We start from the raw sequence: 25,842 nt of genomic DNA on the forward strand, positions 1-25,842 counted from the left end.
CGGAAACAGCCGATGAAACGGGCTCCGGCCAGCGCCAGGTCACCCATGGCGTCGAGCGTCTTGTGGCGCACGAATTCGTTGGGATAGCGCAGGCCGCCCATGTTGATGACGCGGTTGTCGTCGCCGATGACGAGCGAATTCTCCAGCGAGGAGCCCAGCGCATAACCGGCGGCCCACAGGCGCTCGACATCCTTCATGAAGCCGAAGGTGCGGGCGCGCGCGATGTCGCGACGGAAAATGTCGGCATTGATGTCGGAAGCAAAGAGCTGGCGCCCGATCGCCGGGCTTTCGAAATCGATCTCGACCTCGAACCGGGTGCCGTCATAGGGCCGGAACTCGGCCCATGAAGCGCCATTCTCGATGCGGACCGGCTTGACGACCCTGATGTAGCGCCGCTTGACGGCCAGCGTCTCGATGCCGGCCTGGTCGATGGCTTCCACGAAGGCCATGGCGCTGCCGTCGAGGATCGGAACCTCGTGGCCGTCGATCTCGATGACGACATTGTCGATGCCGAGGCCGAACAGGGCGGCCATGATGTGCTCGACCGTGGCGATGTGCTCGCCCGAGGGATCGCCAAGCATGGTGCAGAGGTCAGTCGCGCCGATCTCGGAAAACAGGGCGCGGAATTCACGGCCCTGGCCTTCGCCACCTTGCCCCTCGCGGTTGACAAGCTGGAACACGATGCCGGTATCGGCATCGGCAGGCAGGAAACTGATGGAAACTTCTTTGCCGCTGTGGACGCCGGTGCCGGTAAGCGACGCGCGCGTCTTCACTGTCGTCTGGTGGTCGTGCAAGACAATCCCCATAAGCCCGATATGCCTAGGTCCGCTTCTCCAACCCGAGGGCGCGGCTCTTGTGAAATCGGCAGGCAGGGCCACTTCCCCGAAATCCCGGCAGACCGACTATGGTAGGCAGCGAAGATAATGTCCCGGCGCGGAGACTCCAAATCACGGTTTCTTTCCCTGTGTAACCGCGAACTGGAACATGTACGGCATCGTAACTATTTGATTTTACACCACTTTAAACGTTAACAGGCAAGCAATCTCTTGCCTGCCTGTTAACAATTGTTACAGTCCGTTAGATGATCAGTTGGCCTGACGGCGCAGGAACGCCGGAATCTCCAACTGGTCGTCGTCCTGAGTCGACCTGACCTGCGGGGTCAGGCGGCCCTGATCATCGAGCTGGCCGCGGCGCGGCGCGTAGAGCTGGGCGTCCTGGCTGGCGAGACGGCGCACCTCAGGCGCTGCCTGGCGCAACTTGGGTTCGCGCGGCTGCGCCGGCTGCAGCCGGGCGGGCTTTTCTTCGCGGCGGGTCAGGCCATTGGTCAGGCGCTTCAGCAGGCCCATCGGTCCGCTGTTTTCGTGGTCGGCCGGGCGGCTCTTGGCATCCACCTCGGCCTTGACCACCGGCGGGAAGTCCTCGACGCGCGGCATGCGCTGCGGCGCCATCGCCACGGGCTGCTGGACCTCGCGCAGCATCTCACGCGGCTGCGGCGCCGGCTGCATCACCTGCTGGACCACGGGCTGAGGCATCGGCTGCGGCTGGGCCGGCGGCGCCTGGAAGATCTTGCTCTGCGGGCGGAAATCGTCCGCATGGGCAACCGGAGCCGGGCGTGCATGGGCCATGGCGGCGGCGTTCGCTTCGGCAAGCTGGATCGCCTCGGCGACCGGATCAACGGCGCGCGGCTCGTAAGCGGCCTGCTGGACAGGCGCCGGACGTGTCTCTACCGCGGCGACGGCCGGACGCGCGACCGGCTTCTGCTGCGGCGCGGCGGCACGGATCGAGATCGGCGCTGCGGCGATTTCGGCCGCCGACTTGTCGATACCGGTGGCGACCACCGAGACGCGGATGACGCCTTCCAGTTCCTCGTCAAAGGTCGCGCCCAGGATGATGTTGGCGTCCTGATCGACCTCCTCGCGGATGCGGGTCGCTGCCTCGTCGACTTCGAACAGGGTCAGGTCACGGCCGCCGGTGATCGAGATCAGCAGGCCCTTGGCGCCCTTCATCGAGGTCTCGTCGAGCAGCGGATTGGCGATCGCGGCCTCGGCGGCGGCCATCGCGCGGCCCTCGCCCGAAGCCTCGCCGGTGCCCATCATCGCCTTGCCCATTTCGCGCATGACCGAACGGACGTCCGCGAAGTCGAGGTTGATCAGGCCTTCCTTGACCATCAGGTCGGTGATGCAGGCGACGCCGGAATAGAGCACCTGGTCGGCCATGGCGAAGGCATCGGCGAAGGTGGTCTTGTCATTGGCCAGCCGGAACAGGTTCTGGTTGGGGATAACGATCAGGGTGTCGACGCACTTCTGCAGTTCCTCGATGCCCATGTCGGCCGTCTTCATGCGGCGCTGGCCTTCGAAGTGGAACGGCTTGGTGACGACGCCGACGGTGAGGATGCCCTTTTCGCGCGCCGCACGGGCAACGACCGGGGCCGCGCCGGTGCCGGTGCCGCCGCCCATGCCGGCGGTGACGAAGCACATATGGGTGTGGGTGAGATGATCCATGATCTCGTCGATGCACTCTTCCGCCGCCGCGCGCCCGACCTCCGGCTGCGATCCGGCGCCCAGCCCCTCGGTGACATGCGCGCCGAGCTGGATCAGCCGCTCGGCCTTCGACATGGTCAGCGCCTGCGCGTCGGTGTTGGCCACCACGAACTCGACACCGCGCAGGCCGGCGGTGATCATGTTGTTTACGGCATTGCCGCCGCCGCCGCCGACACCGAACACGGTGATGCGCGGCTTAAGCTCGGTGATGTCCGGCTTCTGCAGATTGATGGTCATTGTCTCCGTCCTTTGCCTTTCACGCCGCTTCGCCGCCGCGGCCGCCTATGGGGCTGTCCCCGTCAATTAGAAACTGTCTCTCAACCACTGACTCATGCGATGCAGTTTTCCACCCGTTCCGGTCATCCTGAGACCGGAAATGCCTTTCGCGGGATGGCTCTCGAAGCTCGCCATCTGCGGATAGATCAGAAGCCCGACGGCGGCCGAGAAGGCAGGCCCCTTCGCCGCTTCGGGCAGGCCCGCCACGCCGAGCGGGCGGCCGATTCGCACATTGCGTCCCAGAATGCGGCGCGCCGCCTCAGGCAGGCCGGCCAGCTGGCTGGCGCCGCCGGTGAGCACGACCCGCTTGCCGACAGCATTGCCGTAGCCGGACTTGTTCAGCCGGTCGCGCAACAGTTCGAGCGTTTCGTCGATGCGGGCGCGCACGATGCGCGTCATCACCGATCGCGGAATCTGCAGCGGCACGTCGCCATCGTCGCCGATCGGCTGGATCGAGACCAGGTCGCGGTCGTCGGCACTGCCCGGCAGCGCCGAGCCATGCATCACCTTCAGCCGCTCGGCGGCGTCGAGTGAGGTCGAAAGCCCCTTGGCCATGTCGAGCGTGACGTGGTTGCCACCGATGGCGATGGCGTCGCCATGGACGAACTTGCCTTCCGAGAACACCGAGATCGTCGTCGTGCCGCCGCCCATGTCGATGCAGGCGGCGCCCAGCTCCAGTTCGTCATCGACGAGTGCCGCCAGCCCGCTGGCGTAAGGCGTCGCCACCATGCGCTCGACCGACAGATGCGAGCGGTTGATGGAGAGTTCGAGGTTGCGCATGGGCGCCGCGTCGCCGGTCAGCACATGCATGTCGACGCCGAGCGCATCGCCCACCATGCCGCGCGGATCGCGCACGCCGCGTTCGGCATCGAGCGAAAAACCGACCGGCAGCGAATGGATCACCTCGCGCTCGGCCTTGAGCGCCTGCTTGGCGCCGGCGCCCAGCACGCGTTTGATGTCGGCCTCGTCGGCCTCATGGCCGCCAAGATTTATGGTCGCCGAGAAAGCCTCGCTCTTCAGCCGGCCCGCGGTCATGTTGACGATCAGCGAATCGACCGTCAGCCCCGCCATGCGCTCGGCGGCATCGACGGAAAGGCGGATGGCATGCTCGGCGCGGTCGAGATCGACGACGACACCCGACTTCACGCCCTGTGATTTCTGATGGCCGATGCCGATCACCTGGATGCGGTGCGAGCGGCCGCGCAGCAGCTTGCCGTCGTCGTTCGGCTTGAGCTTGGCCACCATGCAGCAGACCTTGTTCGAACCGACATCCAGCACCGTCAGGGTGCCGGACCGGCGCGACGAGGCATCGCCTGAACCGCCAAGCCAGCTCATATCTTCGTCTCCGGCTTGCGCTTGAGGGTTTTCGGTTTCTCGTTGAGGGCGGCCTCGCGCTGCGTCGCCGCTTCCGGCGTCAGCTGCACGACCAGCCGGTCGGAGAGGCGCATGTCCACGGCCGCGATGTCGCGCGATAGGAGCCCCTTGTCGTGATCCACCTTGACCAGTTCGGCGATCGCCTGATCCTCGCCATCCTCGGGGAGCTTGACGGTGACACCATTGTCCAGCTTCAGGTCCCAGCGCCGCTCGCCGATGCGGATATAGCCTTTGATACGGCTGGCGAGCTCCGGATACTTCTCGACCTTGGCGAGGAAATCCGGCGCCTTGGCCGGCGCGCCGGCGCCGATCAGCAGCGGCAGCAGCACCTGCTTGCCGCCCGAGAACGGCGCGATGATGGCGCCGTCCTTCTCGATGACGGAAAGGTCGCTGCCCTGCTGCCAGAGCGCGAAGGCCTCACGCTCCTCGACGCGCACTTCCAGCGTATGGGGATAGACCTTGCGCACCGCGGCGATCTCGATCCATGGCAGGCCGGCGATACGTTCGCGCGCGGCCTCCGCGTCGAAGCCGATCAGCGAGGTCCAGCCGTCGAGTTCGAGCCTGTCCAGGATATCGATCTCGGAGGTCTCGTGATTGCCGACTACCTTGACCTGATCGACCGCGAAGCCCGTGCGGGCAGTAATGCTCTGGATAATACCGTCGGCATGGCCGCCGACATAAGCGCCATAGGCGCCGCTCGAGGCGAGCAGCACCGTCGTCATGATCGCGAGGGAGAAGCGCGGCGCCTGAAACTCGCCATCGCCCAGGCGCGCCAGAATGCGCACCGGGCGGCGAAGCACGCGCGGCAGTACGAAATGGCTTGATGACAGGCCGAACAGCGACGGCCCGGCCGCGCCTCCCTTGCCCTGTCCCCATTTCAACGCAGACACGAAGCGTCCTCCACCATCCAACTCAACAGTTCACCAAACGAATGCCCGGCTTGGGCGGCGATTTCAGGCACCAGAGACGTCGGCGTCATGCCCGGCTGGGTGTTGACCTCGAGCCATACAACCTCGCCATTTTCGGAGTGACGATCATCGTAACGGAAGTCCGATCGGGAAACGCCCCGACAGCCGACAGCTTGGTGAGCCTTGAGCGCCAGTGTCTGTATTTTTTGGTAAATATTCGGTGAAACTTTTGCGGGGCATTCGTGTTTTGATCCGCCCGCCACATATTTTGAATCGTAATCGTAGAAGGAATGGCCGGTCGGGATGATCTCGCAGACGCCGAGCGCCACATCGCCCATCACGGCGCAGGTCAGTTCGCGCCCATGGATGTAGCGCTCGACCATGACGGTATCGCCGTATCTCCACTCGGATGACCCGACCACCTGGGGCGGGTGCGACTGCCCCTCCGACACGATCACGACACCGAAGCTCGATCCTTCACTGACCGGCTTGATCACGTAAGGCGGCTTCATCGGGTGTTTATTCTGGATGGCGAAGCGATTGGCGACCTTCGATTCGGCGACGGGAACGCCGACCGACTTGACGACCCTCTTCGCCTGCTCCTTGTTCATGGCGAGCGCCGAGGCCAGCACGCCGGAATGCGTATAGGGAATGCCAAGATATTCGAGGATGCCCTGGATGGTGCCGTCTTCGCCGAAAGGACCATGCAGAGCATTGAAGGCCACGTCAGGCCGAAGCTCGGCAAGCACGGAACCGACATCGCGATCGACATCGACGCGAGTGACCTGGTAACCTTCCTTCTCCAGCGCATCGGCGCACGCCTTTCCGGAAGACAGGGACACGGGCCGCTCGGACGAGAAACCTCCCAGCAGGACGGCCACATGCTTGCTTTTCATTCCCCGTCATCCCCTCTCATGGCGGACCAAGAACCAGTTTTCCGCAACATTGAGTCCGAGTCTCCCGGCAGGTTGCCCCCCAGACGGAAAACGCGGGTAACGCGTCGAACGACTCAAATCAGGAAACGCTTTAAGTGCAGAGAATCAGAGAGTTGATTCACTGGCAAGTGCTTATGATTCCGAGAGATTCACTTTGTGAGAAAATGGATGCGAAAACCGTGCGGCTGAGTCTTTGCAGCAACGGTTTTGAGCGTTCTGGGAACGCGTTGAAGTTCACCCATAACGTGAACTAGAGGAGTTGCCCGAGAAACTCCTGCACGGCGTGTCCTGCCCGGAAATTGCCGATGCGCTTGATCTCCCAGTGCAGGCGGATGCCCGAATGTTCGAGTACGCGCGCCCGCACCGTTTCGCCGAGATATTCTAGGTCGTAGCCGGTCGCGGTTCCGGTGTTGATCATGAAGTTGCAGTGCATGGGCGACATCTGCGCGCCGCCGATCATCAGGCCACGGCATCCCGCCTTGTCGATCTCTTTCCAGGCCGAGGTGCCTTCGGGATTCTTGAAGGTCGAGCCGCCGGTCTTCTCGCGGATCGGCTGCACGGTCTCGCGGTGGTTCTGCACCGCGTCCATCGCCGCCTTGATGGTGGCCTTGTCCTCGGCGAAGCCCTCGAAAACGGCCGAGGTGAAGATCAGGCCGGCCGGTGCCGCCGAATGGCGATAGGCATAGCCCATCTCGGCATTGCTCAGCGTAACGGCATTGCCCTTGCGGTCGAGCGCGCGCACCTCGACGACGCGTTCGCGCGTCTCAACGCCATTGGCGCCGGCATTCATCCGCAAGGCGCCGCCGATGGCGCCTGGAATGCCGTGATAGAAATGGAAGCCGCCAATGCCGGCCTCCAGCGCCAGGGCCGCCACGCGCTTGTCGGGCGTTGCCGCTCCGGCCTTGATCCGGATCGGCGAAACCGCCTGGGCCTCGCCGAAACCCTTGGCCGAAAGCCTGACGACAAAGCCCGGAATGCCGCCATCCCGGACCAGCAGGTTCGAGCCGACGCCGACAATCGTCAGCGGGACGTCTTCGGGAACCGCCCGCAGGAACGCGGCGAGGTCCTCCTCGTCGGCCGGTTGGAACAGCGCCTCGGCAAGGCCGCCGGCCCGGAACCAGGTGATCTTGTCCATCTCGGCATTGGGCGTGATGCGCCCGCGCAGGCCGGCAAGCCGGTCGCCAAGTCTGTCGATCAGGGCCTGGCCGTGCATCATGAGGCGGCAAGCTCCTTGGGCAGCGCATAGGCCCACTGGGTGATGTTGCCGGCGCCGAGGAAGACCACGAAATCGCCGGGCTTGGCGATTTCACGGATGACCGGCGCGATGTCGGCCGGACCTTCGATGTAGCGCGCGTCGCGGTGGCCGCCGGCGCGGATGCGCGACACCAGCGCGTCCGAGGTAACGCCCTCGATCGGCTCTTCGCCGGCCGCGTAGACCGGAGCGACCATCACCGTGTCGGCGTCGTTGAAGCAGGCTGAGAATTCGTTGAACAGGTCATGCAGCCGGGTGAAACGGTGCGGCTGGGCAATGGCGATGACGCGACCCTTGGTGGCGCTGCGCGCTGCCTTCAGCACCGCCGAGATCTCGACCGGATGATGACCGTAGTCGTCGAACACCTCGACGCCGTTCCACGACCCGGTGTGGGTAAAGCGGCGCTTGACGCCGGCGAAGGACGACAGGCCCTTCTTGATCGCATCGCCCGAGAGGCCAAGCTCATGCGCCACGGCGATCGCGGCCGTCGCGTTGGAAACGTTGTGGCGACCCGGCATCGGCAGGCGCAGATCCGATATCGTCTTCTGCCCGCCGGTCTTGCGGTCGCGGATCACGACGTCGAACTCGGACGTGGCGCCCGCCATGCGGTGGTTGGTGAAACGCACGTCGGCCTGCGCGTTCTCGCCATAGGTGATGACGCGGCGGTCCTCGATGCGGCCGACCAGCGCCTGCACTTCCGGATGGTCGGTGCACATCACGCCGAAGCCGTAGAATGGCACGTTCTCGACGAACTGGCGGAAGGCCTCGCGCACCTTGTCGAAGCTGCCATAGTGGTCGAGATGTTCGGGATCGATATTGGTGACGACGGCGATGTCGGCCGGCAGTTTCAGGAATGTGCCGTCGCTTTCGTCGGCCTCGACCACCATCCATTCGCCGTCGCCCATGCGGGCATTGGTGCCATAGGCGTTGATGATGCCGCCATTGATGACCGTCGGATCGAGGCCGCCCGCTTCGAGCAGCGTCGCCACCATCGAGGTCGTCGTCGTCTTGCCATGCGTACCGCCGATGGCGACGGCCTGGCGGAAGCGCATCAGCTCGGCCAGCATTTCGGCGCGGCGAACGATCGGCAGCAATTTCTCCCGCGCCGCCTTGAGCTCCGGATTCGACTTCTTGATCGCCGTCGAAACCACGATGACCTCGGCGTCGCCGAGATTTTCGGCCTTGTGGCCGACGAAGCATTCGATGCCCTTGTCGCGCAGCCGCTGGACATTGGCGCTGTCGGCCTGGTCGGATCCCTGCACCTTGTAACCGAGATTGTGCAGAACCTCGGCGATGCCGCTCATGCCGATGCCGCCAATGCCGATGAAATGCACGAGTCCGATGGTCTGCGGCATCTTCATGCGTGCGTCCCCTTCCTGAAATCCGATACTGTTTTGCGGGACGCAATAGCCTCTGTGAGGTCGGCGAGCAACCGCGCCGCGTCGGGCCGGCCGACCGACTTGGCCGCGGCCGCCATCGCGGCAAGCCGCTCCGGCTGGTCCATCAGGGCACCGATCAGGGCCGCGATGCGCTCCGGTGAAAGCGTGGACTGCGGATGCACCTCACCACCGCCGGCGGCGGCCAGGGCCGCCGCGTTCGCCGCCTGGTCATGGTCGAGCGCATAGGGATAAGGCACCAGCAGCGCCGGCCGCCCGATCACCGCGATCTCCGAAACGGTCGAGGCGCCCGAACGCGAGATCACCAGATGCGCCGCCGCCATGCGCGCCGCCATGTCGTTGAAGAAAGGCGAAACCTCGACGCTGACACCCAGCGCCGCATAGGCCTCCTTCACCCGCCCCACATCATCGGCGCGGGCCTGCTGCGTGATCGAGAGGCGCCCGCGCTGGACGTCGGAAAGCAATGCGATCGCCGCCGGCATGGCGTCGGAAAAAAACTGGGCGCCCTGGCTGCCGCCGAACACCAGCAGGCGGAAAGGCTGGTCCGCGACCGATGGCGCGTAAGGCGTGCCGGCCGCTTCCAGCACTGCCGGCCTGACCGGATTGCCAGTCGTCACCGTCTTTGCGCCGGCGGCACTGCTATCCTGCGGCAGGAAGCCGCCGGCGATCGCATCGACGGGCCCTGAAAGCGCCCGGTTGGCGCGCCCCATCACCGCGTTCTGTTCGTGGATCAGCGTCGGCACCTTGCGCCGCGTCGCCGCATAGAGCGGCGGCAAGGTCGGGTAGCCGCCGAAACCGACCACCGCCTCCGGCTTGATCCTGGCGATGATGGCGGAGGCCTGGCGAACGCCACGCCAGATCTTCCAGAAGGCGCCAAGTACCGCGATAGGATTTTTCGAGCCCATCGTCGCCGACTGTATCGGATGGATCGCGGCAGCCGGAAAATTGCCGGCAAAGCGCTCGGCACGGTCGTCGGTCGCCAGATGCACCGCCCAGCCGCGCTCGATCAGTTCATGCGCGAGCGCTTCGGCGGGAAACAGATGCCCGCCGGTCCCGCCCGCGCAAAGGAGGATAACGCCTCTGGCCATGTCACTCCGCCGGCAGCGCGCGCTGCGGCAGCGCAAAGCCCATCTGCTTGCGCTTTTCCGGCCGCTTGCGCGTCAGCGCCAGCACCATGCCCATCGAGATCGCGATCGCGATCTGCGAGGAGCCGCCATAGGAGATGAAAGGCAGCGTCATGCCCTTGGCCGGTACCAGCTGCAGGTTGACGCACATGTTGATGACGGCCTGCAGGCCGAACACGGTGACGAGGCCGCCGACCGCGTAGCGGGTGAAGTCGTCATGCTCCTTCAGCGCCGTGTTGAGGCCGCGCAGCACGATGAAGGCGAATATCGACATGATGAAGAAGCACATGATCAGGCCGAATTCCTCGCCGGCGACCGAGAAGACGAAGTCGGCATGGCTGTCCGGAATGACCCGCTTGACGGTGCCCTCGCCCGGTCCGACGCCGAACCAGCCGCCATTGATCAGCGCGTCGCGCCCCATGTCGACCTGGAACGTGTCGCCCTCGCCGGTGAGGAACTTGTCGATGCGCAAGGCGACGTGCGGGAACACCGTATAGGCGGCGAACACGCCGCCGACGCCGGCTGCACCCAGCACGACGATCCACAGCCAAGGCAGCCCCGCCATGAAGAACATGATGCCCCAGGTGCCGGTCGTCAGCATCGTCTGGCCAAGATCCGGCTGCGCCACCAGCAGCGACACGACCAGCGCCAGCAGCAGCATGGCGAAGAGGTTGCCCGGAATGTCGGGCTGGCGCTTGTGCTCGGCGAACAGCCAGGCGCACATGATGACGAAGGCCGGCTTCAGGAACTCCGACGGCTGGATGGACAGGCCGGCGAGCGACACCCAGCGCCGCGCGCCTTTGACCTCGACGCCGACATAGAGCACCGCCACCATCAGCACCAGCATCAGACACAACATGATCAGCGACATGCGCCGGATCTGCCGGGAATCGAGGAACGAGACCAGCAACATCACGCCAAGCGCCGGCACGGTGAAGATGATCTGCCTGGTGGCGAAGTGGAAACTGTCCAGGCCGATGCGTTCGGCCACCGCTGGGCTGGCGGCGAAGGACAAGACAATGCCGAGCCCCATCAGCGACAGGAACGCCGCCAGGAACCAGCGATCGATGGTCCACCACCAGGTCGCAACCGGACTTTTATCGAGACGGCTCTGCATTATCGTGCCCCTCCGATGGGTTTGACACCATCTATAGCGCTCGCAGCTTGCCTGAAGGCTTCGCCGCGGACCTCGAAATTCTTGAACTGGTCGAAACTGGCGCAGGCCGGCGACAACAGCACCACTGCCTCGCCGCTGTCGTCCTGAGCCGCGTCGTGCGCCGCATGTTCGACCGCAGCCGCCAGCGTGCCCGATATCTCGTAAGGCACCGCTTCGCCCAGCGTCGCCGAGAAGGCGGGTGCGGCCTCGCCGATCAGATAGGCCTTGGCGATGCGCGGAAAGAAGCCGCGCAGCGGCTCGATGCCGCCTTCCTTGGGCAAGCCACCGGCGATCCAGTAGATGCGGTTGAAACTGGACAGCGCCGGCGCCGCCGCATCGGCATTGGTTGCCTTGGAATCGTTGATGAACAGCACATGGTCCTTGCGGCCGACCTGCTCCATGCGGTGCGCGAGCCCCGGGAAGCTCTCCAGTCCGGACTGGATTTCACCGAGATCGAGCCCTACCCTGAGGCAGGCGGCGACGGCGGCAAGCGCGTTCTGCGCATTGTGCTGGCCGCGCAGCGAGCCGATGCCTTCCAGGAACGCGACACGGCTGTAGCGGCCATGGACGGCCTCCATCAGATTGGTGCCGTCGGCGAAATAGCCATCGGTCAGCGGCAGCCGCTTGGAGATGCGGATGACCTGCCGCCCCGCCCGCTCCAGCCGCTCGGCGATCTGGGCGCACCAGGAATCGTCGATGCCGACGATCGCCGTCTCGCTGCCGGCCACCAGCCGTTCCTTGATCGAGGCGTAGTGCTGCATGGTGCCGTGACGGTCGAGATGGTCCGGTGTCAGGTTGAGCAGTATGCCGGCCGTCGGGTTGATCGAGGGCGCGAGATCGATCTGGTAGGACGAGCATTCGACAACATAGTGCCGGTCTGGTTTCGGCGGATCGAGCGTCATCACCGCGCGGCCGATATTGCCGCCCATCTGGGTGTCGCGCCCGGAAGCCTTCAATATATGCGCGGTGAGCGCCGTCGTCGTCGACTTGCCATTGGTGCCGGTGATGGCGATGAACGGCGCTGCCGGCGCGCGCTGCGTCCGCTCGCGGCAGAACAGCTCGATATCGCCGATGATCTCGACGCCGGCGCCGCGCGCCAGTTCCACCGTCCAGTGCGGTTTGGGGTGCGTCAGCGGCACGCCGGGCGAGAGCACGAAGGCCGAGAAGCCGGCCCAGTCGGCGCCACGCAGGTCTCCTGTTGCGATGCCGGTGGCGGCGGCCTTGGCCACACTGTCGGGATTGTCGTCCCAGGCGAGCACCTGCGCCCCGCCCTCGATCAGCGCGCGCGCCGTCGCGATGCCCGAGCCGCCGAGCCCGAAGAGCGAAACGCGCTTGCCTGCGAAGGATGCGGCGGGGATCACGGTGTTCCCTATCTCAGCTTGAGGGTGGAAAGGCCGACCAGCGCCAGGATGACGGCGATGATCCAGAAGCGGATCACCACCTGGCTTTCGGTCCAGCCGAGTTTTTCGAAGTGATGGTGGATCGGCGCCATCAGGAACACGCGCTTGCCGGTCATCTTGAAATAACCAACCTGGATGATGACCGACAGGATTTCGACCACGAACAGGCCGCCGACAATGACCAGCACGATCTCGTGCTTGGTCGCCACCGCGACGGTGCCGATCAGACCGCCCATGGCCAGCGAGCCGGTATCGCCCATGAAGATCGCGGCCGGCGGCGCGTTGAACCAGAGGAAGCCAAGGCCGGCGCCGATCACGGCGCCGAGCACCACGGCCAATTCGCCGGTGCCGGGCACGAAGTGGATTTGCAGGTATTCGGCGAACACCGCATTACCGGAGAGATAGGCGATGACGCCGAATGACGCCGCCGCGATCATGATCGGCACGATCGCCAGCCCGTCCAGGCCGTCGGTGAGGTTCACCGCATTGCCGGCGCCGACGATGACGAAGCAGGAGAACGGGATGAAGAACCATCCGAGATTGACGAGGAATTCCTTGGCGAAGGGAAATGTCAGCGACGACGAGAACGGCGCCTGGCCATTGTGCATGATCGCCCAGGCGGCAATGCCCGCGATGATGAATTCAAGCCCCAGCCGCGCCTTGCCGGAAAAGCCGAGGTGAGACTGCTTCGTCACCTTCAGGTAGTCGTCGTAGAAGCCGATCGAGCCGAAGCCCAACGTCACCAGCAGCACCACCCAGACATAGATGCTCGACAGGTTGGCCCATAGCAGCGACGAACCGATGATACCGGACAGGATCATCAGCCCGCCCATGGTCGGCGTGCCGGCCTTCTTGAAATGCGTCTGCGGCCCGTCGGCGCGGATCGGCTGGCCCTTGCCTTGCCTCAGCCTCAGCGAGTTGATGATAGTCGGCCCGAAGATGAAGACGATCAGCGCCGAGGTGATCAGCGCTCCGCCGGTGCGGAACGTGATGTAGCGGAAGACGTTGAAGACCGAGATCTTGTCCGCGAAATCGACCAGCAGTGTGAACATGCGACTTTCGTCCCCCGACTTGATCTAGGTCTGGTTGCCGGTTGCCGATTCTGCCGGGAACTTGCCCAGCAGCGCATCGACCAGCTTTGCAAAACCAATGCCCTTCGACGATTTGACCATCACCACGTCGCCGGGCCTCAGCGCGGCAAGCAGCACCGGCTTCAGTTCCTCGGCGCCGGCTCGGTACTCCGTCTTGATGTCGTCCGGCAGCGCCTGCGCCAGCGACCGCATTTCCGGACCGCCGAGAAAGACAGTCGCGGTACCGGTGCCGACAATGAGCTCGGCAAGCGCGGCATGGAGCTTGGCCGAATGGTCGCCGAGTTCCAGCATGTCGCCGAGCACGGCGATGCGTCGGCCCTCGCCCGCCACCGGCGTTGCATTGAGCAGCGCCATCGCGGCGGCCATCGAGGCCGGATTGGCATTGTAGCTCTCGTCGATCAGCGTGATCGGACCAGCGGGGTGACTCGAAGTCGAGTCACCGGGGTGGCGCAGCACATGGCGCTTTCCACGGCCTCGCTCGGCGGACAGGTCGACCAGCGCAAGCGCCACCTTGCCAAGGTCGGCGCCGACCAGATGCGCCGCGCCCAGCACCGCCAGCACGTTCTGCACCATGTGGCGGCCGGGCGCGCCGATGCGCGCGATCATGTCGTGGCCGTCAATCCTGGCGGCGATGTCGGAATGGTCGGCATGCAGCTCGCATTTGGTGAGCTTGAAAGTCGAGCGCGCATTCTCGCCGAAGCCGTAGACATGCTCGACCCCCGCGGCGCGCGCCATCTTGTCGAGAAGCTTGAACCGCGCGTCGTCGCGATTGAGGACAGCCGCGCCCCCAGGCTCCAGCCCTTCGAAAATCTCGGCCTTGGCCTTGGCGATCTCATCGAGGTTGCGGAAGAAACCGAGATGCGCCGCCGCGATCATGGTGACGATGGCGACATGCGGTCGCACCATCTTCACCAGCGGCCTGATCTCGTCGGGATGGTTCATGCCGATCTCGAACACCGCATAGTCGCAATCGGCGGGCATGCGCGCCAGCGTCAGCGGCACGCCCCAATGGTTGTTGAAGGACTGCGCCGAGGCATGCACCTTGCCGACCGCCGACAGCACGTGGCGCAACGCTTCCTTGGTGGTCGTCTTGCCGGCCGAACCGGTCACCGCGATGATCTTTGCCGTAGAGCGGGCACGCGCGGCGACGCCGAGCTTCTCCAAAGCGACGAGCACATCCTCCACGACGATGATCGGCGCCGTCAGGCGGCCGAGCGAAGGCAGCTTGCCTTCCGCGACCACCAGCACGCCGGCGCCGGCCTTGATGGCCGCCGTGACGAAATCATGCCCATCCATCGCCTCGCCCTTGATGGCGAAAAAGGCGTCGCCCGGCTGCAGGCTGCGGGTGTCGATCGAAATGCCCGATATGCCCTCGGGCATCGGCCCGAGCGGCCGCCCGTCCATGGCGGCGACCAGTGCTTCCGATGTCCACAGCAAGCTCATGCGGCACGCTCCGTGAGCGCTGCGCGGACTTCCTCATGATCGGAAAAATGCAGGGTCTCGCTACCGATCGTCTGGCCTTCCTCGTGGCCCTTGCCGGCCACGATCAGCGTGTCGCCGGCATGAAGCATGCCGACCGCCTCGTGGATCGCCTTGCGCCGGTCGCCGATCTCGATGGCGCCCGGCGCAGCGGCCATGATGGCGGCGCGGATCGTCTCGGGCACTTCGGAGCGCGGATTGTCGTCGGTGACGATAACGACATCGGCAAGCCGGGTCGCGATCTCGCCCATGATCGGCCTTTTCCCTCGGTCGCGATCGCCGCCGCAGCCGAACACGACCATGACGCGGCCGGTGGTGAAAGGCCTCACCGAAGCCAGGACGTTTTCCAGCGCATCCGGCTTGTGTGCATAATCGACATAGACCGGCGCACCGGCGGCGGTGGTGCCCACGAGATCGAGACGGCCAGGCGCGCCCTTCAGTTTCTCGAGCGCCATCAACGCCTTGGCGACAGGGGTTCCGGTCGAAATGGCGAGCCCGGCGGAAACGAGCGCGTTGGAAATCTGGAAATCCCCGGCCAGCGGCAGGTCGATCTCGTAAAGCACGCCGCCAGCCTCGACCTCGGCGCGCTGGCGATGGCGCTCATGCTCGACCCGCTTCAGCGTGAGGAAGCCTCCATGGCGACCGACCGTCAGCACTTCGAGCCCAGCCGCCGTGGCGGCATGAATCGTCGGCTCCGACCATGGATCGTCGGCGAAGATGACGGCCGGCGCGCCTTTCGGCAGCAGCGTGTCGAACAGGCGCAGCTTCGCGCGATGATAGTCCTCGACGGTTGGATGATAATCCATGTGGTCGCGGCCGAGATTGGTGAAACCGCCGGCGGCGAGCTTCACGCCGTCGAGGCGACGCTGGTCGAGACCATGGCTGGAGGCCTCCATCGAGGCGTGGGTAACGCCGGCATCCGCCAATTCCCGCAGCAACTGGTGCAGGGCGACCGGGTCGGGCGTCGTCAGCGAGCCGTATTCGTTGCGGCCGGGCGCCACCACGCCTGTCGTGCCGATCGAAGCAGCGGCGTAGCCTGCCTGCTCCCAGATCTGCCTGGTGAAGGCGGCGACCGAGGTCTTGCCGCTGGTGCCGGTCACCGCCACCATCGTCTGCGGCTGCCGACCGAAATAGCGGGCGGCGGCGAGCGCCAGGGCCAGACGGGGATCATCGACCGCCAGCACCGGAACCGACAGTCCTTCGACGGCGCTGCCCTTGCCCGTCACAACAGCCGCCGCGCCGCGCCCGGCCGCATCGGCGGCATAGGCCGCGCCATCGGCCTTGGTTCCGGCCAGCGCGAAAAAGACGACGCCGGGTCTTACCTGGCGGGAATCCGACGAGATACCGGTTACCTCCAGATCGGCGGAAGCTGTTCCTTCGACTGGCAGGATACCGGCTAGATCTTTGAGCTTCATCGAGTTCCGTTCACCGCAATAAAATGGCGCGCAGTTGCTGGCGCGCCCCAAGAATCACTCGTAGGAAACCAGCGTTGCACCATTTTCATGGCTGAAATCTGGTTTCACGCCAAGCATGGCCGCCGTGCGCCTGATGATATTGCCGGCCATCACCCCCGCATTGTTGGCGGCGACGTCGGTCATCCCGGGCTTTTCAGGATGCGGGGCGTCGGCAATCGTGAACACCAGATATTGCGGGTCATCCATCGGGAAGGCAGCGACAAAGGTGTTGAAATTCAAATCCTTGGAGTAGCGGCCGTTGATGACCTTCTCGGCGGTTCCGGTCTTGCCGCCGACGCGATAGCCGGGAACCCTAGCGTTTCTGGCCGAACCCTTTTCCGCGTTGAGCGAATAGAGGTAGCGCATGCCCTCGACCGTCTTGTCGGTGACCACTTTCTTGGCGACAGCCATTGCTTCCTGCTGGCTGCGCACCAGGAAGGTCGGATTCATCAGGTAGCCGCCATTGACCAGAGCCGCGCAGCCGACCGCCGCCTGCAGCGGTGTCGTCGACACGCCGTGGCCGAAGGCGATGGTGAACGAGTTGACCTGTTTCCAGACCTTCGGCTCGGTCGGGCGGGCGACTTCCGGCAGCTCGGTCTGCATTCTCTCCAGGATGCCCAGGCGATGCAGGAACTCGCGGTGTCCTTCGATGCCGACCAGTTCGGCCTCCCTGGCCGACCCGATATTGGACGAATACAGGAACACCTCCGGCAGCGACAGCACGCGGTTCTTGCCGTGGAAATCGTGAATGGCCTGATGGCCGACGCGGATCGGATGCGAGGCGTCGAAGCGGCTCGTCATCGTCGCCTTGCCGGAATCGAGCGCCATCGCCGAGGTGAAGCTCTTGAAGGTCGAGCCCATCTCGTAGAGGCCCGCCGACATGCGGTTCAACCGGTCCTTGTCCTGCGCGTTATACGGATTGTTCGGATCGAAATCCGGCACCGAGGCCATCGCGACCACTTCGCCGGTCTTGACGTTGATGACAACGGCGCCGGCGCCCATGGCGCGATAACGCTCCAGGCCGGCGGCGATCTCGTCGCGCACCACATGCTGGACGCGCAGATCGATCGACAGCCTCACCGGCTTGAGATCCCGGGCCACGGCAAGGCCCGACGCCTGCAGGTCGCTCAGGCCCTGCTCGTCGATATATTTCTCCATGCCGGAGATGCCCTGATTGTCGATGTTGGTGAGACCGACAATGTAGGATGAGGTCTCGCCGCTCGGGTAAAAGCGACGCTTTTCCGTGCGGAAGCCGAAACCGGGAATGCCGAGCTGCATGATGTCGGCCTGCTGCTTGGGCGTCAGCTGCCGCTGCAGCCAGACGAAGCCGGCGCCGCTCTTGAGCTTGTGATAGGTCTGCTCGTAGTCGATATCGGGCAATACAGTCGTCAGTTTCTCGATCGCTTCGTCGGCATCGACGATGCGGCGCGGCTCGGCGAACAGCGACGCCGTCTTGATGTCGGTCGCCAGCACTTCGCCGTTGCGGTCGACAATGTCCGGCCGCGACGCGGTCACCCGGCTTTGCGGGCCGCCCGACAGGTCCGGCGTCTGGAAGCCGAGATAGACCAGCCGCCCCGATATGGTCGTGAAGATGCCGAAGAACACGGCCATCGTCATGACAATGCGCGCCTTGCCCTTGCCGCCGGTAGCCTTGCGCGCGCCCTCGACGACGATCGATCCGTCTTCGGCCGTCCTGGCGCGGCGTGCCATGCCGAGGCGCTTCAGCAGTTTGCCGATCATTGGGCGATGCCTCCGGTCACGACGGGATCGTTGCCGCCCGCAGGCGCCTTGCCGGAATTGTCGGCCATGGCGCCCTGGCGCCCGTTCAGTATGTCCTGAATGTCCAGGGCCTTGGCCGGCAGGTCGCCGAAGCCGACGATCTGGCGGCCGCTGACCGGCTCGAGCGCGAGCTGGGCCTTGTAGAGTTCCGCGAGCTTCTGCAGCCGCGACGGCTGGGTGAGCAGGCTCCAGTCGGCCTTGAGCAGGTCGATCGTCTCCTCCTCGTAACGGATCTGGGTATGGATCTTCTGCACGGCCGCCAGCTGGTCCTCGGCCTCCCGCTTGATCTTGTAGGTCAGGGCCGCCGCCGAAACCATGACGGCGATCAGGACAATGTCGCTGGTACGGAACACGTGCTTACCTCTCCCCCGGCTGGTCGATGCCGGGAAGTTTTGGAAGTCCGAAAATCGAGAAGTCGCCCGGGCGAGCCGGCGCTTCGGTGCGGATCGCCGCGCGCAGCCTTGCCGAGCGGGCGCGCGGATTGGCCGATACTTCCGCATCAGTCGCCGTCACGCCGCCGCCGGCCTTGCGGAAGGTGGCGCTGCGCGCCTGCGCCTCGGGCATGTGGCGCGAGCCGCTGGCGGCGTCGGCGCGGTCGGCTATGAAGCGCTTGACGATACGGTCTTCCAGCGAATGGAACGTCACCACGACGAGGCGTCCGCCCGGCTTCAGGGCGCGTTCGGCCGCAAACAGCGCCTTGGCCAGTTCGCCAAGCTCGTCATTGACGAAGATGCGCAGCGCCTGGAAGACGCGGGTGGCCGGGTGGATCTTGTCCTTCGGCGCGCGGCCGATATGCGTCTCGATGGCATCGGCCAGTTCCAGCGTGCGCTCGAACGGCCGCTTTTCGCGCCGCGCCTCGATCATGCGGGCAATGCGCCCGGCATGGCGCTCTTCGCCAAGGAAGCCGAAGATGCGGGCAAGGTCACCAGGCTTGAAGCTGTTGACCACGTCGGCCGCGCTCAGGCCCGCCTGCGCCATGCGCATGTCGAGCGGGCCATCGGCGCGGAAGGAAAATCCGCGCCCGGCCTGATCGAGCTGCATTGAGGAAACGCCGATGTCGAGCACGACGGCGTCGACGCGCATCGCGTGCTCGTCCAGCGTCGAGAACGGCGCCTGTACCAGCTTCAGCCTGCCGCCCGACTGCACTTCCAGATCGCGCCCGGCCGCGATGGCGTCGGGATCGCGGTCGATCGCGACAACGGTAGCCCCGGCCGCCAGAATGGCCTTGGTGTAGCCGCCGGCGCCGAACGTGCCGTCGATGATGATGTCGCCTTCCGCCGGCGCCAGCGCTTCAAGCACTTCGCCAAGGAGGACCGGAATGTGGCGGACCGGTCCGCCAACGGCGTTGGTATCATCGCCGTGGCCCGCCATCATTCCGGTCGCTCCCCAGCCTTGCCCTCGCGAGCCTTCGTCCCCTGCCGAAGCTGCAAAAGCCTGGCCCGCGCTTGCGCCCCATAGGCGGCAAGCCGTCCCGGCTCCCAGATCTGGAAGAAATTGCCGCGCCCGACAAAGGCCACCTCCGCCGAAATGCCGGTATGCTCGCGAATGAAATCGGTCATGGTGATGCGGCCATCCTGATCCAGCTTCAGGAATGTTCCGTCGCCATGGCAGAAGAACGACATGTCGTCCGCCGTCTGATGGAAAGGATCCTCCTGCGCGATGCGCTGCTCGTAGCGGTCGAGCAGATCGAGCCCGCCGACATCCATCGCCGGCAGATCCAGGCAACGCAGGGCATAAAGGTCCGAATAGCCGCGCTTCTGCACGACGGCACGGAAATGCGCCGGAACGGATACCCGTCCCTTCGCATCGATCCTGCTTACCGTGTTCGACAGAAACCGGTCCATTGAACGTCACAGCCGCTCGCGCCGCTGCACCCCTCGTCATCCTGTTGTACGCGCCGCCGCGGCGCGTTCCCTGCCCCATGTCAGCCCGGTCCACAGAGGCAAAAAACGGCAAACGCGCAGCCGCCGCGGCTGCCCGATTGGCGTACGCTTTACCCTGACGCGGAACGAAGGCTTTGATGTCGAAATGGGATATCATGGGGTACTATGGGCGTCAACGGGAATAGGCTTCACAAACGCGCGCAGCACGACCAGCGAGAACAGCCGTTACGGCACGTCTCGTGTTTATGGATGATTAAGCCTAACGAACCGTTTAGAGCCTCCTGGCCCAAAGGACGCGGCTTGCCGCGGATCACCCGCGCGCATAGCGTCGACCGACGTCTTTTCGCCCAGCAACAAGGATCGAACGCATGTCCGAGACGGCAAAATCACGCGCCGCCGAACTTTCCCACTTGCGCCGTGACGGGCTGGCGGCGGGCGATCCCATTCCGTTGCCGCTGACCATGGCGTCGATCTTTCACACCCCCGGCGTCGAGACGGGCATCGATCAGTATGGCCGCTACGACAACCCGACCTGGCGCGCGGTGGAACATGCGCTCGGCCATCTGGAAAATGCGCAATGCGTGACCTTTCCATCCGGGATGGCCGCGATCTCGGCAGTGTTCTTCGCGCTCCTGAAATCAGGCGACCGCGTGCTGCTGCCGGCTGACGGCTACCATGCCACGCGCGCCATGGCGGAACGCTTCCTGAAGCCGCTTGGCATAATCTGCGACACCAGGCCCACGCCGACCTTCCTTGACGGCGGTTTCGAAGGCTACCGCCTTGTCTTCGTCGAGACCCCGTCCAATCCCCGCCTGGACATCTGCGACATCTCCGCCGTCGCCAAGGCCGTCCACGACCAGGGCGGAATCCTCGTCGCGGACAACACGACGATGACGTCACTCGGCCAGCGCCCGCTCGATTTCGACGCAGATATCGTCGTCTCCGCCGACACCAAGGCGGTCAACGGCCATTCAGACGTGCTGTTCGGGCATGTCGCCAGCCGCGACGCCGACATCATCTCCCAGGTAACGGACTGGCGCGGCATGGTCGGCGGCATTCCCGGCCCGTTCGAGGCCTGGCTGGTGCATCGCGGCCTTGAAACACTGGAAGTGCGTTTCGACCGCATGTGCTCGTCGGCCGAAACCATCGCGCAGAGGCTGAAGGAGCATCGCGCCGTGACGGGACTGCGCTATCCCGGCCTCGATGGCGATCCCTCCCACAATCTGGCCCGCGTCCAGATGGAGCGCTTCGGCTTCCTGATCTCCTTCGAGTTGGCCTCCGAGCAGAAAGCCGAGGACTTCATCAACGGTTGCGAACTCATGCAGGCCGCTACCTCCTTCGGCGGTGTCCACACCTCGGCCGAACGGCGCTCCAAGCGTGGAGACACGGTAGCGCCCGGATTCGTTCGCCTGTCGGTCGGCTGCGAACCGGTGGACGAACTCTGGAAGGCGATCGAGGAATCGCTGGACAGGATCGGCGACTGACCGGACCGATCACGACCCGAGGTCGTCGGCCTCGATCTTGCGATGGCCATGCAGCACGCGAAGAATCTCGATCGCGCCGTCGCCGACCCGGTAAAGAGTGAGGTAGTCGCCGACCACGATGTGACGAATGCCGGGCGCGATATCGTCACGTGGCGCACCTGAGAAGGGATAGGCGGCCAACTGCTGCCACCTTGCCTCGATACGGTCGAGCATCCGATCGGCCGCAGCTTCGCTGTCGCGCGCAATATACCGCCAGATCGCGATCAGATCATCTTCAGCGCGCGCGTTCTGGACAATAGGAAGCAAATTCATGCCGCGCCGGTGGATCTCAGGCGCCTGCGCGCTTCGGCCTTGATCTCATCCATGGACGCAAACCGCCCCGGCCCGCTGTCGATCCCCTCCTGCACCAGCCTGCGCAGTTCCTCGACCGTATAGCCGAGCAGGTCGCGGCGGTCCTTCCATTGCCTCAAAGCGTCACGGATCACTTCGCTGGCCGAAGCATATTCGCCAGCGGCAACGACATCGTCCACCGCTTGCGCCAGTTCCGGCGAGAGCGTGATACTGCGTTTGTCGACTTGTCCCATGATCCGCTCCTGACCTAGCTTTCGGACATGGTACGATTTAATCGTACCAGCTTCAAGCAACAGCCATCCGCCCGTTCCGGCCAAGCGGCTGAATCAAAGGGTGCGCCGGAAGACGCAACCCGCTGATGTCAATAGCTTCTTGTAGCGGAAAACTGCCAGCCGGCCTGTAAGCCGGGTTCTGTATGGCCCTCGCCCCTTGCGGCGCGAGAACGTGGCGGCCATTCATCTTGGGCGCATGTTGCCATACGCCTCACGCAACCTACCCGGACGGTGAGCCGGAAACAGCCCTCGAGGGTTTCCCCCCGCACCGCCCCTATTCGGTCTTGCTCCCGGTGGGGTTTACCGTGCCGCTCCTGTTGCCAGGCGCGCGGTGGGCTCTTACCCCACCCTTTCACCCTTACCACGACAAGTCGTGGCGGTTTGCTTTCTGTGGCACTTTCCCTGGGGTCGCCCCCGCCGGCCATTAACCGGCACCGTGTCTCCATGGAGCCCGGACTTTCCTCACCCGCAGCCTTTCGGCGTTTGCGGGTGCGGCCGCCCGGCCAGCTGGCAGGGCGTATAAAGGGGTTCACACCACAAAACGCAACCGAAAAAGCCGGTTGCGTCCGGTTCTTCTCAAGCGGGCGCGCCGACGGCCGCCAACTGCACCTTGACCTTGCTGCAATAAGCCGCCGAAACCGGGTTCATCCGGGTGGCGCCGTGGCCGGCATTGTATTTCAGGATCGTGCCGCAAGTGGTGCCGCCGCCGAGATCGCGCGCCATGGCAAGATACTTCATGCCGTACTTGATGTTGGTGTCGGGGTCGAAAAGCCCCTTGGCCGAACCGGAATAGCCCATCATCCGCGCCGTCGCCGGCTTGATCTGCATCAGGCCGATCTCGCCCGCGCTGCCGACCATGTTCGGGCGGTAATTGCTCTCGATCTTGATGACGGCGTGAGCCAGGGAAACCGGAACGCCATAGCTCGCCGCATAGCGGGCGACGATCGCGGAATACTGGCCACCGCTGGCTACCGCCGCCGTCGACGCTGCAACATTCCTGAGCCCGATCGACGCCGTCGTCATCATGTCGATGGTCTTGCGGCCACGCTTCGTCTGCTTTTTAGCGGTGGCCTTCTTCGCCTTGGTCCAGCTTGCTTTCTCCACCTTCGCCGAAGTCCGCTTCGTCGCCTTCACGCTGCTTTTGGCCGAAATGGCCTTGCCTTTGGCGTTCACCACCACGGACCCTTGATCGGCCCGCGGGCTCAATGGCGCGGCATGTGCCGTGCTGAAGGCAAAAGTCATTACGCCGGCAGCAAGAGCTGCCGTTACAACGGTCAATTTCTGCATGTGATCCTGTTCTGTTGGGCCGCGCAAAAGATATTCGCGCGACATCGCTTGACTAATATCGGATCATCCGGGGGGCTGAACGTCCGACAAACTGTACGGATCGCCCTTTGAAGCTCGAATTGGCGGCAATGAAGGCGAGGCAAGTCACTTTGAGTGACAGCTTGTAACTTTGACGACGAACTGGATTACTTGAGCGGATGACTGACGCAGGGTCAATCCCTGACGGAAGACAGCAATCTTTGCAGCGTGCGCATCGTCGAACCATCGGCAAGACCGTCGACGAGACGTGGCCGAAAGTGCCGCTGGAAAGCTTCGACGACAACCCGCGTCTGCGGATCGAAAATGCCTGATATCTCAACGCCATAGCCGTAGAGCGCAAGCATGGACTGCATAGCTTCGACCGCTGCCCCGGCATCGCCGGGCCTCAGCGCGGCGCCGCGCCTGACAGGGGCGGCCGGCACGAGATGACCGACGCCGGCGTCGAACAGCACAGTCCAAGGAAACTTTTCACCGGGATCGATCTTGCGGCCCGGCGCCACATCGGAGTGCGCCAGCACCCGTTTGGCCGGGATAGCGTGCCGCCCGGCGATCCCCCTGCACAGGCTGATGACCGCATCGATCTGCCGCCTCGGAAAATGGGGATAGCCCAGCGAATGTCCGGGATTGACGATCTCGATGCCGACCGAGCAGGAGTTAATGTCCGTGCGCCCGAACCAGGAGCTCTTGCCCGCGTGCCAGGCGCGGTCGCTTTCCCGCACCATCTGCACGATATGGCCGTTCTCATGAACGAGGTAATGCGACGAGACTTCGCTCGCCGGATCACACAGCCAGGCCTCGGCTCCCGCACCTGTCGCCATGCCGGTATAATGCAGCACGATCATATCGGGTTTCGGCGTGTCGCGCCTTGGCCCGAAATTCGGCGATACCCTGACCTCGGCGCTCGGCTCGTCGGGCAGGAAGCCGCTCATGCGTGCCGCAGGCCCCGCTCGATCATTTCGTAGGCGGCATTGATGGCCGCAACCCTGGTCGTCGCGATCTTGATGAATTCCTGCGGCAGGCCGCGCGCGATCAACCGGTCGGGATGATTGTCGGAAATGAGCTTGCGATACCGCTTCCTCACTTCTTCGAACGGTTTGCCGCGTTCGATGCCAAGCACGACATAAGGGTCGGCCGCGCCGAGATTCACATGGCGGGCGAGGATCGCCTCATAATGCGCCTCGTCGATGCCGAAGATCTCGGCGATCCGGTGCAGGAACTGGCCCTCGTGCTCGTGGATCAACCCGTCGGCCTTGGCGATGTGGAACAGGCCGTCGAGTATATCCTCCAGCATCATGCAGTTGGCGTGGCCCGAGCCGCAAAGCTGCGCCATGCGCTGGGCATAGATCTCGAAGCCGGCGACGTCCTGTTTCGCAAGGTCGTAGAGCCGCGCCACATTGCGCCTTTCCGACGGCGGCACCTCGAATATTTCCTGGAAGGCGCGCACCTCGTCCTGGGTCACGATGCCGTCGGCCTTGGCCATCTTGGCCGAGAGCGCGATCATCGCCACCGAGAACGCGACGCGGCGGCGCAGGTCGGCATCGCCGGAGAAAACGGTACGCACGGCCTCGACCACATCGGCAACGCCCGACGACGCTGAAGACGATACCCGTGTGATGAAGTCGCCGAGGCGGTCCCAAATCGACATGGCCGCTTCTTAAAGCGAACCGGTCCCCGCTATCAAGCCAATATCCGTCGCTATCGGCTTAGTGAACGACGGTCGCCATATCAGCCTGATGGGCTTCTCCACGAGAAAAGGCCGGCGTGACGCCGGCCTCTCCTCCCAAGACGCACTTACTTACTCACTACTGCCTTACTCACTACTGCGCGGGTGCAGGAGCAGGCGTTGCCGGAGCCGGTTCTGCGGGCTTGGTGGAATTGTCAGCCGGGGCCGCGGGCTTCATCGGCTGCTCGGCGGCCGGGGGATTGGTGCTCTGCGTGGTGGTGTTGTCAGTGCCCTTGCCGCTGTCGCTACAAGCAGCGACGCCCAGCAGCGCAATTGCGGACACGGACGCAAGAATGAGCTTCTTCATAACATCTCTCCTTCAACACACGCTCACGTTGCGGTGAGCGGTCGAAGGGAAAATGCATCACGCGCCAAGGAGTTTCGTAACGTTGCGTTTCCGCATGTAACATCAATGGCATGCAGGGCGGCGTTGCCGCCGGCGTCGCGGCGCATTAACAACGAAATCCCCGAATGGAAAATGCCGGAGACAGCCGCGATGGCCGCGAAATGGGATTTCTGGATCGATCGCGGCGGCACCTTCACCGATGTCATCGGCCGTGATCCGCAAGGCGCATTGCATCCGCGCAAGCTGCTTTCGGAGAATCCCGAAGCCTATGCCGATGCCGCCATCCAGGGCA

Annotated in this window: 25 protein-coding genes and 1 other RNA gene; 2 read left to right on the plus strand and 24 right to left on the minus strand. The window is 64.5% G+C overall.

The genetic code is table 11. From position 1 onward, the window contains the following. From lpxC to mraZ, 17 genes are all read right to left on the minus strand, one after another. Window positions 1–806, minus strand: an 806-nt coding sequence (gene lpxC, locus J0I79_RS25060; RefSeq protein ID WP_292865585.1) for a UDP-3-O-acyl-N-acetylglucosamine deacetylase, incomplete at its 3' end; no start/stop codon positions are given. Between the two features lie 279 nt (window positions 807–1,085). Then, on the minus strand, window positions 1,086–2,777 hold the full coding sequence (gene ftsZ / locus J0I79_RS25065) for a cell division protein FtsZ (RefSeq protein ID WP_292865588.1): 1,692 nt from the start codon (window positions 2,775–2,777) through the stop codon (window positions 1,086–1,088). A gap of 66 nt (window positions 2,778–2,843) precedes the next feature. After that, window positions 2,844–4,151 carry a cell division protein FtsA gene (gene ftsA, locus J0I79_RS25070; RefSeq protein ID WP_010910249.1) on the minus strand — a complete coding sequence of 436 codons (1,308 nt, stop codon included), beginning with the start codon at window positions 4,149–4,151 and terminating at the stop codon, window positions 2,844–2,846. Next, window positions 4,148–5,080 carry a cell division protein FtsQ/DivIB gene (locus J0I79_RS25075; protein ID WP_292865592.1) on the minus strand — a complete coding sequence of 311 codons (933 nt, stop codon included), beginning with the start codon at window positions 5,078–5,080 and terminating at the stop codon, window positions 4,148–4,150. Before J0I79_RS25075 ends, ftsA begins: the two co-directional genes overlap by 4 nt. Beyond that, complete coding sequence (locus J0I79_RS25080) at window positions 5,068–5,994, minus strand: D-alanine--D-alanine ligase (protein WP_292865595.1); 927 nt, start codon at window positions 5,992–5,994, stop codon at window positions 5,068–5,070. Before J0I79_RS25080 ends, J0I79_RS25075 begins: the two co-directional genes overlap by 13 nt. A 289-nt stretch (window positions 5,995–6,283) precedes the next feature. Next, the gene (gene murB / locus J0I79_RS25085; RefSeq protein WP_292865597.1) at window positions 6,284–7,249 is read right to left on the minus strand and encodes a UDP-N-acetylmuramate dehydrogenase; all 966 of its coding nucleotides are present in this window, start codon (window positions 7,247–7,249) and stop codon (window positions 6,284–6,286) included. Beyond that, window positions 7,246–8,646, minus strand: a complete 1,401-nt coding sequence (gene murC, locus J0I79_RS25090) for a UDP-N-acetylmuramate--L-alanine ligase (RefSeq protein WP_292865599.1) — start codon at window positions 8,644–8,646, stop codon at window positions 7,246–7,248. The genes murB and murC overlap by 4 nt, the downstream gene beginning before the upstream one ends. Next, on the minus strand, window positions 8,643–9,770 hold the full coding sequence (gene murG, locus J0I79_RS25095; protein WP_292865602.1) for an undecaprenyldiphospho-muramoylpentapeptide beta-N-acetylglucosaminyltransferase: 1,128 nt from the start codon (window positions 9,768–9,770) through the stop codon (window positions 8,643–8,645). Before murG ends, murC begins: the two co-directional genes overlap by 4 nt. A gap of 1 nt (window position 9,771) precedes the next feature. Further along, a complete protein-coding gene (ftsW, locus tag J0I79_RS25100) occupies window positions 9,772–10,923 on the minus strand; it encodes a putative lipid II flippase FtsW (protein WP_292865605.1) in 1,152 nt (383 codons plus the stop codon). Then, complete coding sequence (gene murD / locus J0I79_RS25105) at window positions 10,923–12,323, minus strand: UDP-N-acetylmuramoyl-L-alanine--D-glutamate ligase (RefSeq protein WP_292865608.1); 1,401 nt, start codon at window positions 12,321–12,323, stop codon at window positions 10,923–10,925. The genes ftsW and murD overlap by 1 nt, the downstream gene beginning before the upstream one ends. Window positions 12,324–12,331: 8 nt before the next feature. Then, entirely contained in the window at window positions 12,332–13,414 is a 1,083-nt protein-coding gene (gene mraY / locus J0I79_RS25110) for a phospho-N-acetylmuramoyl-pentapeptide-transferase (RefSeq protein ID WP_292865611.1), read from the minus strand. Between the two features lie 24 nt (window positions 13,415–13,438). Then, window positions 13,439–14,896: a UDP-N-acetylmuramoylalanyl-D-glutamyl-2,6-diaminopimelate--D-alanyl-D-alanine ligase gene (locus J0I79_RS25115; RefSeq protein WP_292865614.1), complete on the minus strand. Its 1,458-nt coding sequence runs from the start codon at window positions 14,894–14,896 to the stop codon at window positions 13,439–13,441. Further along, complete coding sequence (locus J0I79_RS25120; protein ID WP_292865617.1) at window positions 14,893–16,347, minus strand: UDP-N-acetylmuramoyl-L-alanyl-D-glutamate--2,6-diaminopimelate ligase; 1,455 nt, start codon at window positions 16,345–16,347, stop codon at window positions 14,893–14,895. Before J0I79_RS25120 ends, J0I79_RS25115 begins: the two co-directional genes overlap by 4 nt. Before the next feature lie 54 nt (window positions 16,348–16,401). Further along, complete coding sequence (locus J0I79_RS25125; RefSeq protein ID WP_292865620.1) at window positions 16,402–18,126, minus strand: penicillin-binding protein 2; 1,725 nt, start codon at window positions 18,124–18,126, stop codon at window positions 16,402–16,404. Continuing rightward, a complete protein-coding gene (locus J0I79_RS25130; protein ID WP_292865623.1) occupies window positions 18,123–18,518 on the minus strand; it encodes a hypothetical protein in 396 nt (131 codons plus the stop codon). Before J0I79_RS25130 ends, J0I79_RS25125 begins: the two co-directional genes overlap by 4 nt. A gap of 4 nt (window positions 18,519–18,522) precedes the next feature. Continuing rightward, window positions 18,523–19,539 carry a 16S rRNA (cytosine(1402)-N(4))-methyltransferase RsmH gene (gene rsmH, locus J0I79_RS25135; protein ID WP_292865626.1) on the minus strand — a complete coding sequence of 339 codons (1,017 nt, stop codon included), beginning with the start codon at window positions 19,537–19,539 and terminating at the stop codon, window positions 18,523–18,525. Beyond that, entirely contained in the window at window positions 19,536–20,009 is a 474-nt protein-coding gene (gene mraZ / locus J0I79_RS25140) for a division/cell wall cluster transcriptional repressor MraZ (protein ID WP_292865629.1), read from the minus strand. The genes rsmH and mraZ overlap by 4 nt, the downstream gene beginning before the upstream one ends. Window positions 20,010–20,416: 407 nt before the next feature. On the opposite strand from mraZ, the gene J0I79_RS25145 reads away from it, so the two are divergent. Continuing rightward, window positions 20,417–21,532, plus strand: a complete 1,116-nt coding sequence (locus J0I79_RS25145; protein WP_292865632.1) for a cystathionine gamma-lyase — start codon at window positions 20,417–20,419, stop codon at window positions 21,530–21,532. Between the two features lie 9 nt (window positions 21,533–21,541). Here the strand turns inward: J0I79_RS25145 and J0I79_RS25150 are convergent, their stop codons facing one another. The 7 genes from J0I79_RS25150 to J0I79_RS25180 all read right to left on the minus strand — a co-directional run bounded on the left by J0I79_RS25150 (window position 21,542) and on the right by J0I79_RS25180 (window position 25,511). Then, entirely contained in the window at window positions 21,542–21,844 is a 303-nt protein-coding gene (locus tag J0I79_RS25150) for a type II toxin-antitoxin system RelE/ParE family toxin (RefSeq protein WP_366015186.1), read from the minus strand. Continuing rightward, window positions 21,841–22,116, minus strand: a complete 276-nt coding sequence (locus J0I79_RS25155) for a type II toxin-antitoxin system ParD family antitoxin (protein ID WP_292865635.1) — start codon at window positions 22,114–22,116, stop codon at window positions 21,841–21,843. The genes J0I79_RS25150 and J0I79_RS25155 overlap by 4 nt, the downstream gene beginning before the upstream one ends. 151 nt (window positions 22,117–22,267) lie before the next feature. Beyond that, window positions 22,268–22,666: RNase P RNA component class A (gene rnpB / locus J0I79_RS25160), an RNA gene on the minus strand. A 65-nt stretch (window positions 22,667–22,731) separates the two neighbouring features. Beyond that, complete coding sequence (locus J0I79_RS25165; RefSeq protein ID WP_292865638.1) at window positions 22,732–23,442, minus strand: transglycosylase SLT domain-containing protein; 711 nt, start codon at window positions 23,440–23,442, stop codon at window positions 22,732–22,734. A 212-nt stretch (window positions 23,443–23,654) separates the two neighbouring features. Continuing rightward, complete coding sequence (locus tag J0I79_RS25170; protein WP_292865641.1) at window positions 23,655–24,410, minus strand: N-acetylmuramoyl-L-alanine amidase; 756 nt, start codon at window positions 24,408–24,410, stop codon at window positions 23,655–23,657. Then, window positions 24,407–25,126: a DnaJ family molecular chaperone gene (locus J0I79_RS25175; RefSeq protein ID WP_292865644.1), complete on the minus strand. Its 720-nt coding sequence runs from the start codon at window positions 25,124–25,126 to the stop codon at window positions 24,407–24,409. Before J0I79_RS25175 ends, J0I79_RS25170 begins: the two co-directional genes overlap by 4 nt. A gap of 172 nt (window positions 25,127–25,298) precedes the next feature. Then, a complete protein-coding gene (locus tag J0I79_RS25180; RefSeq protein ID WP_292865647.1) occupies window positions 25,299–25,511 on the minus strand; it encodes a hypothetical protein in 213 nt (70 codons plus the stop codon). 189 nt (window positions 25,512–25,700) lie between these two features. Between J0I79_RS25180 and J0I79_RS35170 the strand changes: the two genes are divergently transcribed. After that, window positions 25,701–25,842 (plus strand): hydantoinase/oxoprolinase N-terminal domain-containing protein (locus J0I79_RS35170; RefSeq protein ID WP_366015190.1); only part of this gene is annotated, 142 nt, incomplete at its 3' end.

The sequence above is a fragment of the Mesorhizobium sp. genome, from assembly GCF_017306585.1.
In the GTDB taxonomy this organism is placed as follows: Bacteria; Pseudomonadota; Alphaproteobacteria; order Rhizobiales; family Rhizobiaceae; genus Mesorhizobium.

What these genes read in the sequence shown, in the direction of transcription:
- J0I79_RS25120 (WP_292865617.1), bottom strand. Translation starts at nt 16,347, where the DNA reads ATGAAGCTCAAAGATCTAGCCGGTATCCTGCCAGTCGAAGGAACAGCT.
- J0I79_RS25165 (WP_292865638.1), bottom strand. Translation starts at nt 23,442, where the DNA reads ATGCAGAAATTGACCGTTGTAACGGCAGCTCTTGCTGCCGGCGTAATG.
- J0I79_RS25080 (WP_292865595.1), bottom strand. Translation starts at nt 5,994, where the DNA reads ATGAAAAGCAAGCATGTGGCCGTCCTGCTGGGAGGTTTCTCGTCCGAG.
- J0I79_RS25150 (WP_366015186.1), bottom strand. Translation starts at nt 21,844, where the DNA reads ATGAATTTGCTTCCTATTGTCCAGAACGCGCGCGCTGAAGATGATCTG.
- murB (WP_292865597.1), bottom strand. Translation starts at nt 7,249, where the DNA reads ATGATGCACGGCCAGGCCCTGATCGACAGACTTGGCGACCGGCTTGCC.
- J0I79_RS25175 (WP_292865644.1), bottom strand. Translation starts at nt 25,126, where the DNA reads ATGTCGATTTGGGACCGCCTCGGCGACTTCATCACACGGGTATCGTCT.
- ftsW (WP_292865605.1), bottom strand. Translation starts at nt 10,923, where the DNA reads ATGCAGAGCCGTCTCGATAAAAGTCCGGTTGCGACCTGGTGGTGGACC.
- J0I79_RS25155 (WP_292865635.1), bottom strand. Translation starts at nt 22,116, where the DNA reads ATGGGACAAGTCGACAAACGCAGTATCACGCTCTCGCCGGAACTGGCG.
- rsmH (WP_292865626.1), bottom strand. Translation starts at nt 19,539, where the DNA reads ATGATGGCGGGCCACGGCGATGATACCAACGCCGTTGGCGGACCGGTC.
- J0I79_RS25170 (WP_292865641.1), bottom strand. Translation starts at nt 24,410, where the DNA reads ATGAGCGGCTTCCTGCCCGACGAGCCGAGCGCCGAGGTCAGGGTATCG.
- mraY (WP_292865611.1), bottom strand. Translation starts at nt 13,414, where the DNA reads ATGTTCACACTGCTGGTCGATTTCGCGGACAAGATCTCGGTCTTCAAC.
- J0I79_RS25115 (WP_292865614.1), bottom strand. Translation starts at nt 14,896, where the DNA reads ATGAGCTTGCTGTGGACATCGGAAGCACTGGTCGCCGCCATGGACGGG.
- J0I79_RS25145 (WP_292865632.1), top strand. Translation starts at nt 20,417, where the DNA reads ATGTCCGAGACGGCAAAATCACGCGCCGCCGAACTTTCCCACTTGCGC.
- J0I79_RS25180 (WP_292865647.1), bottom strand. Translation starts at nt 25,511, where the DNA reads ATGAAGAAGCTCATTCTTGCGTCCGTGTCCGCAATTGCGCTGCTGGGC.
- murG (WP_292865602.1), bottom strand. Translation starts at nt 9,770, where the DNA reads ATGGCCAGAGGCGTTATCCTCCTTTGCGCGGGCGGGACCGGCGGGCAT.
- ftsA (WP_010910249.1), bottom strand. Translation starts at nt 4,151, where the DNA reads ATGAGCTGGCTTGGCGGTTCAGGCGATGCCTCGTCGCGCCGGTCCGGC.
- murC (WP_292865599.1), bottom strand. Translation starts at nt 8,646, where the DNA reads ATGAAGATGCCGCAGACCATCGGACTCGTGCATTTCATCGGCATTGGC.
- mraZ (WP_292865629.1), bottom strand. Translation starts at nt 20,009, where the DNA reads ATGGACCGGTTTCTGTCGAACACGGTAAGCAGGATCGATGCGAAGGGA.
- ftsZ (WP_292865588.1), bottom strand. Translation starts at nt 2,777, where the DNA reads ATGACCATCAATCTGCAGAAGCCGGACATCACCGAGCTTAAGCCGCGC.
- J0I79_RS25125 (WP_292865620.1), bottom strand. Translation starts at nt 18,126, where the DNA reads ATGATCGGCAAACTGCTGAAGCGCCTCGGCATGGCACGCCGCGCCAGG.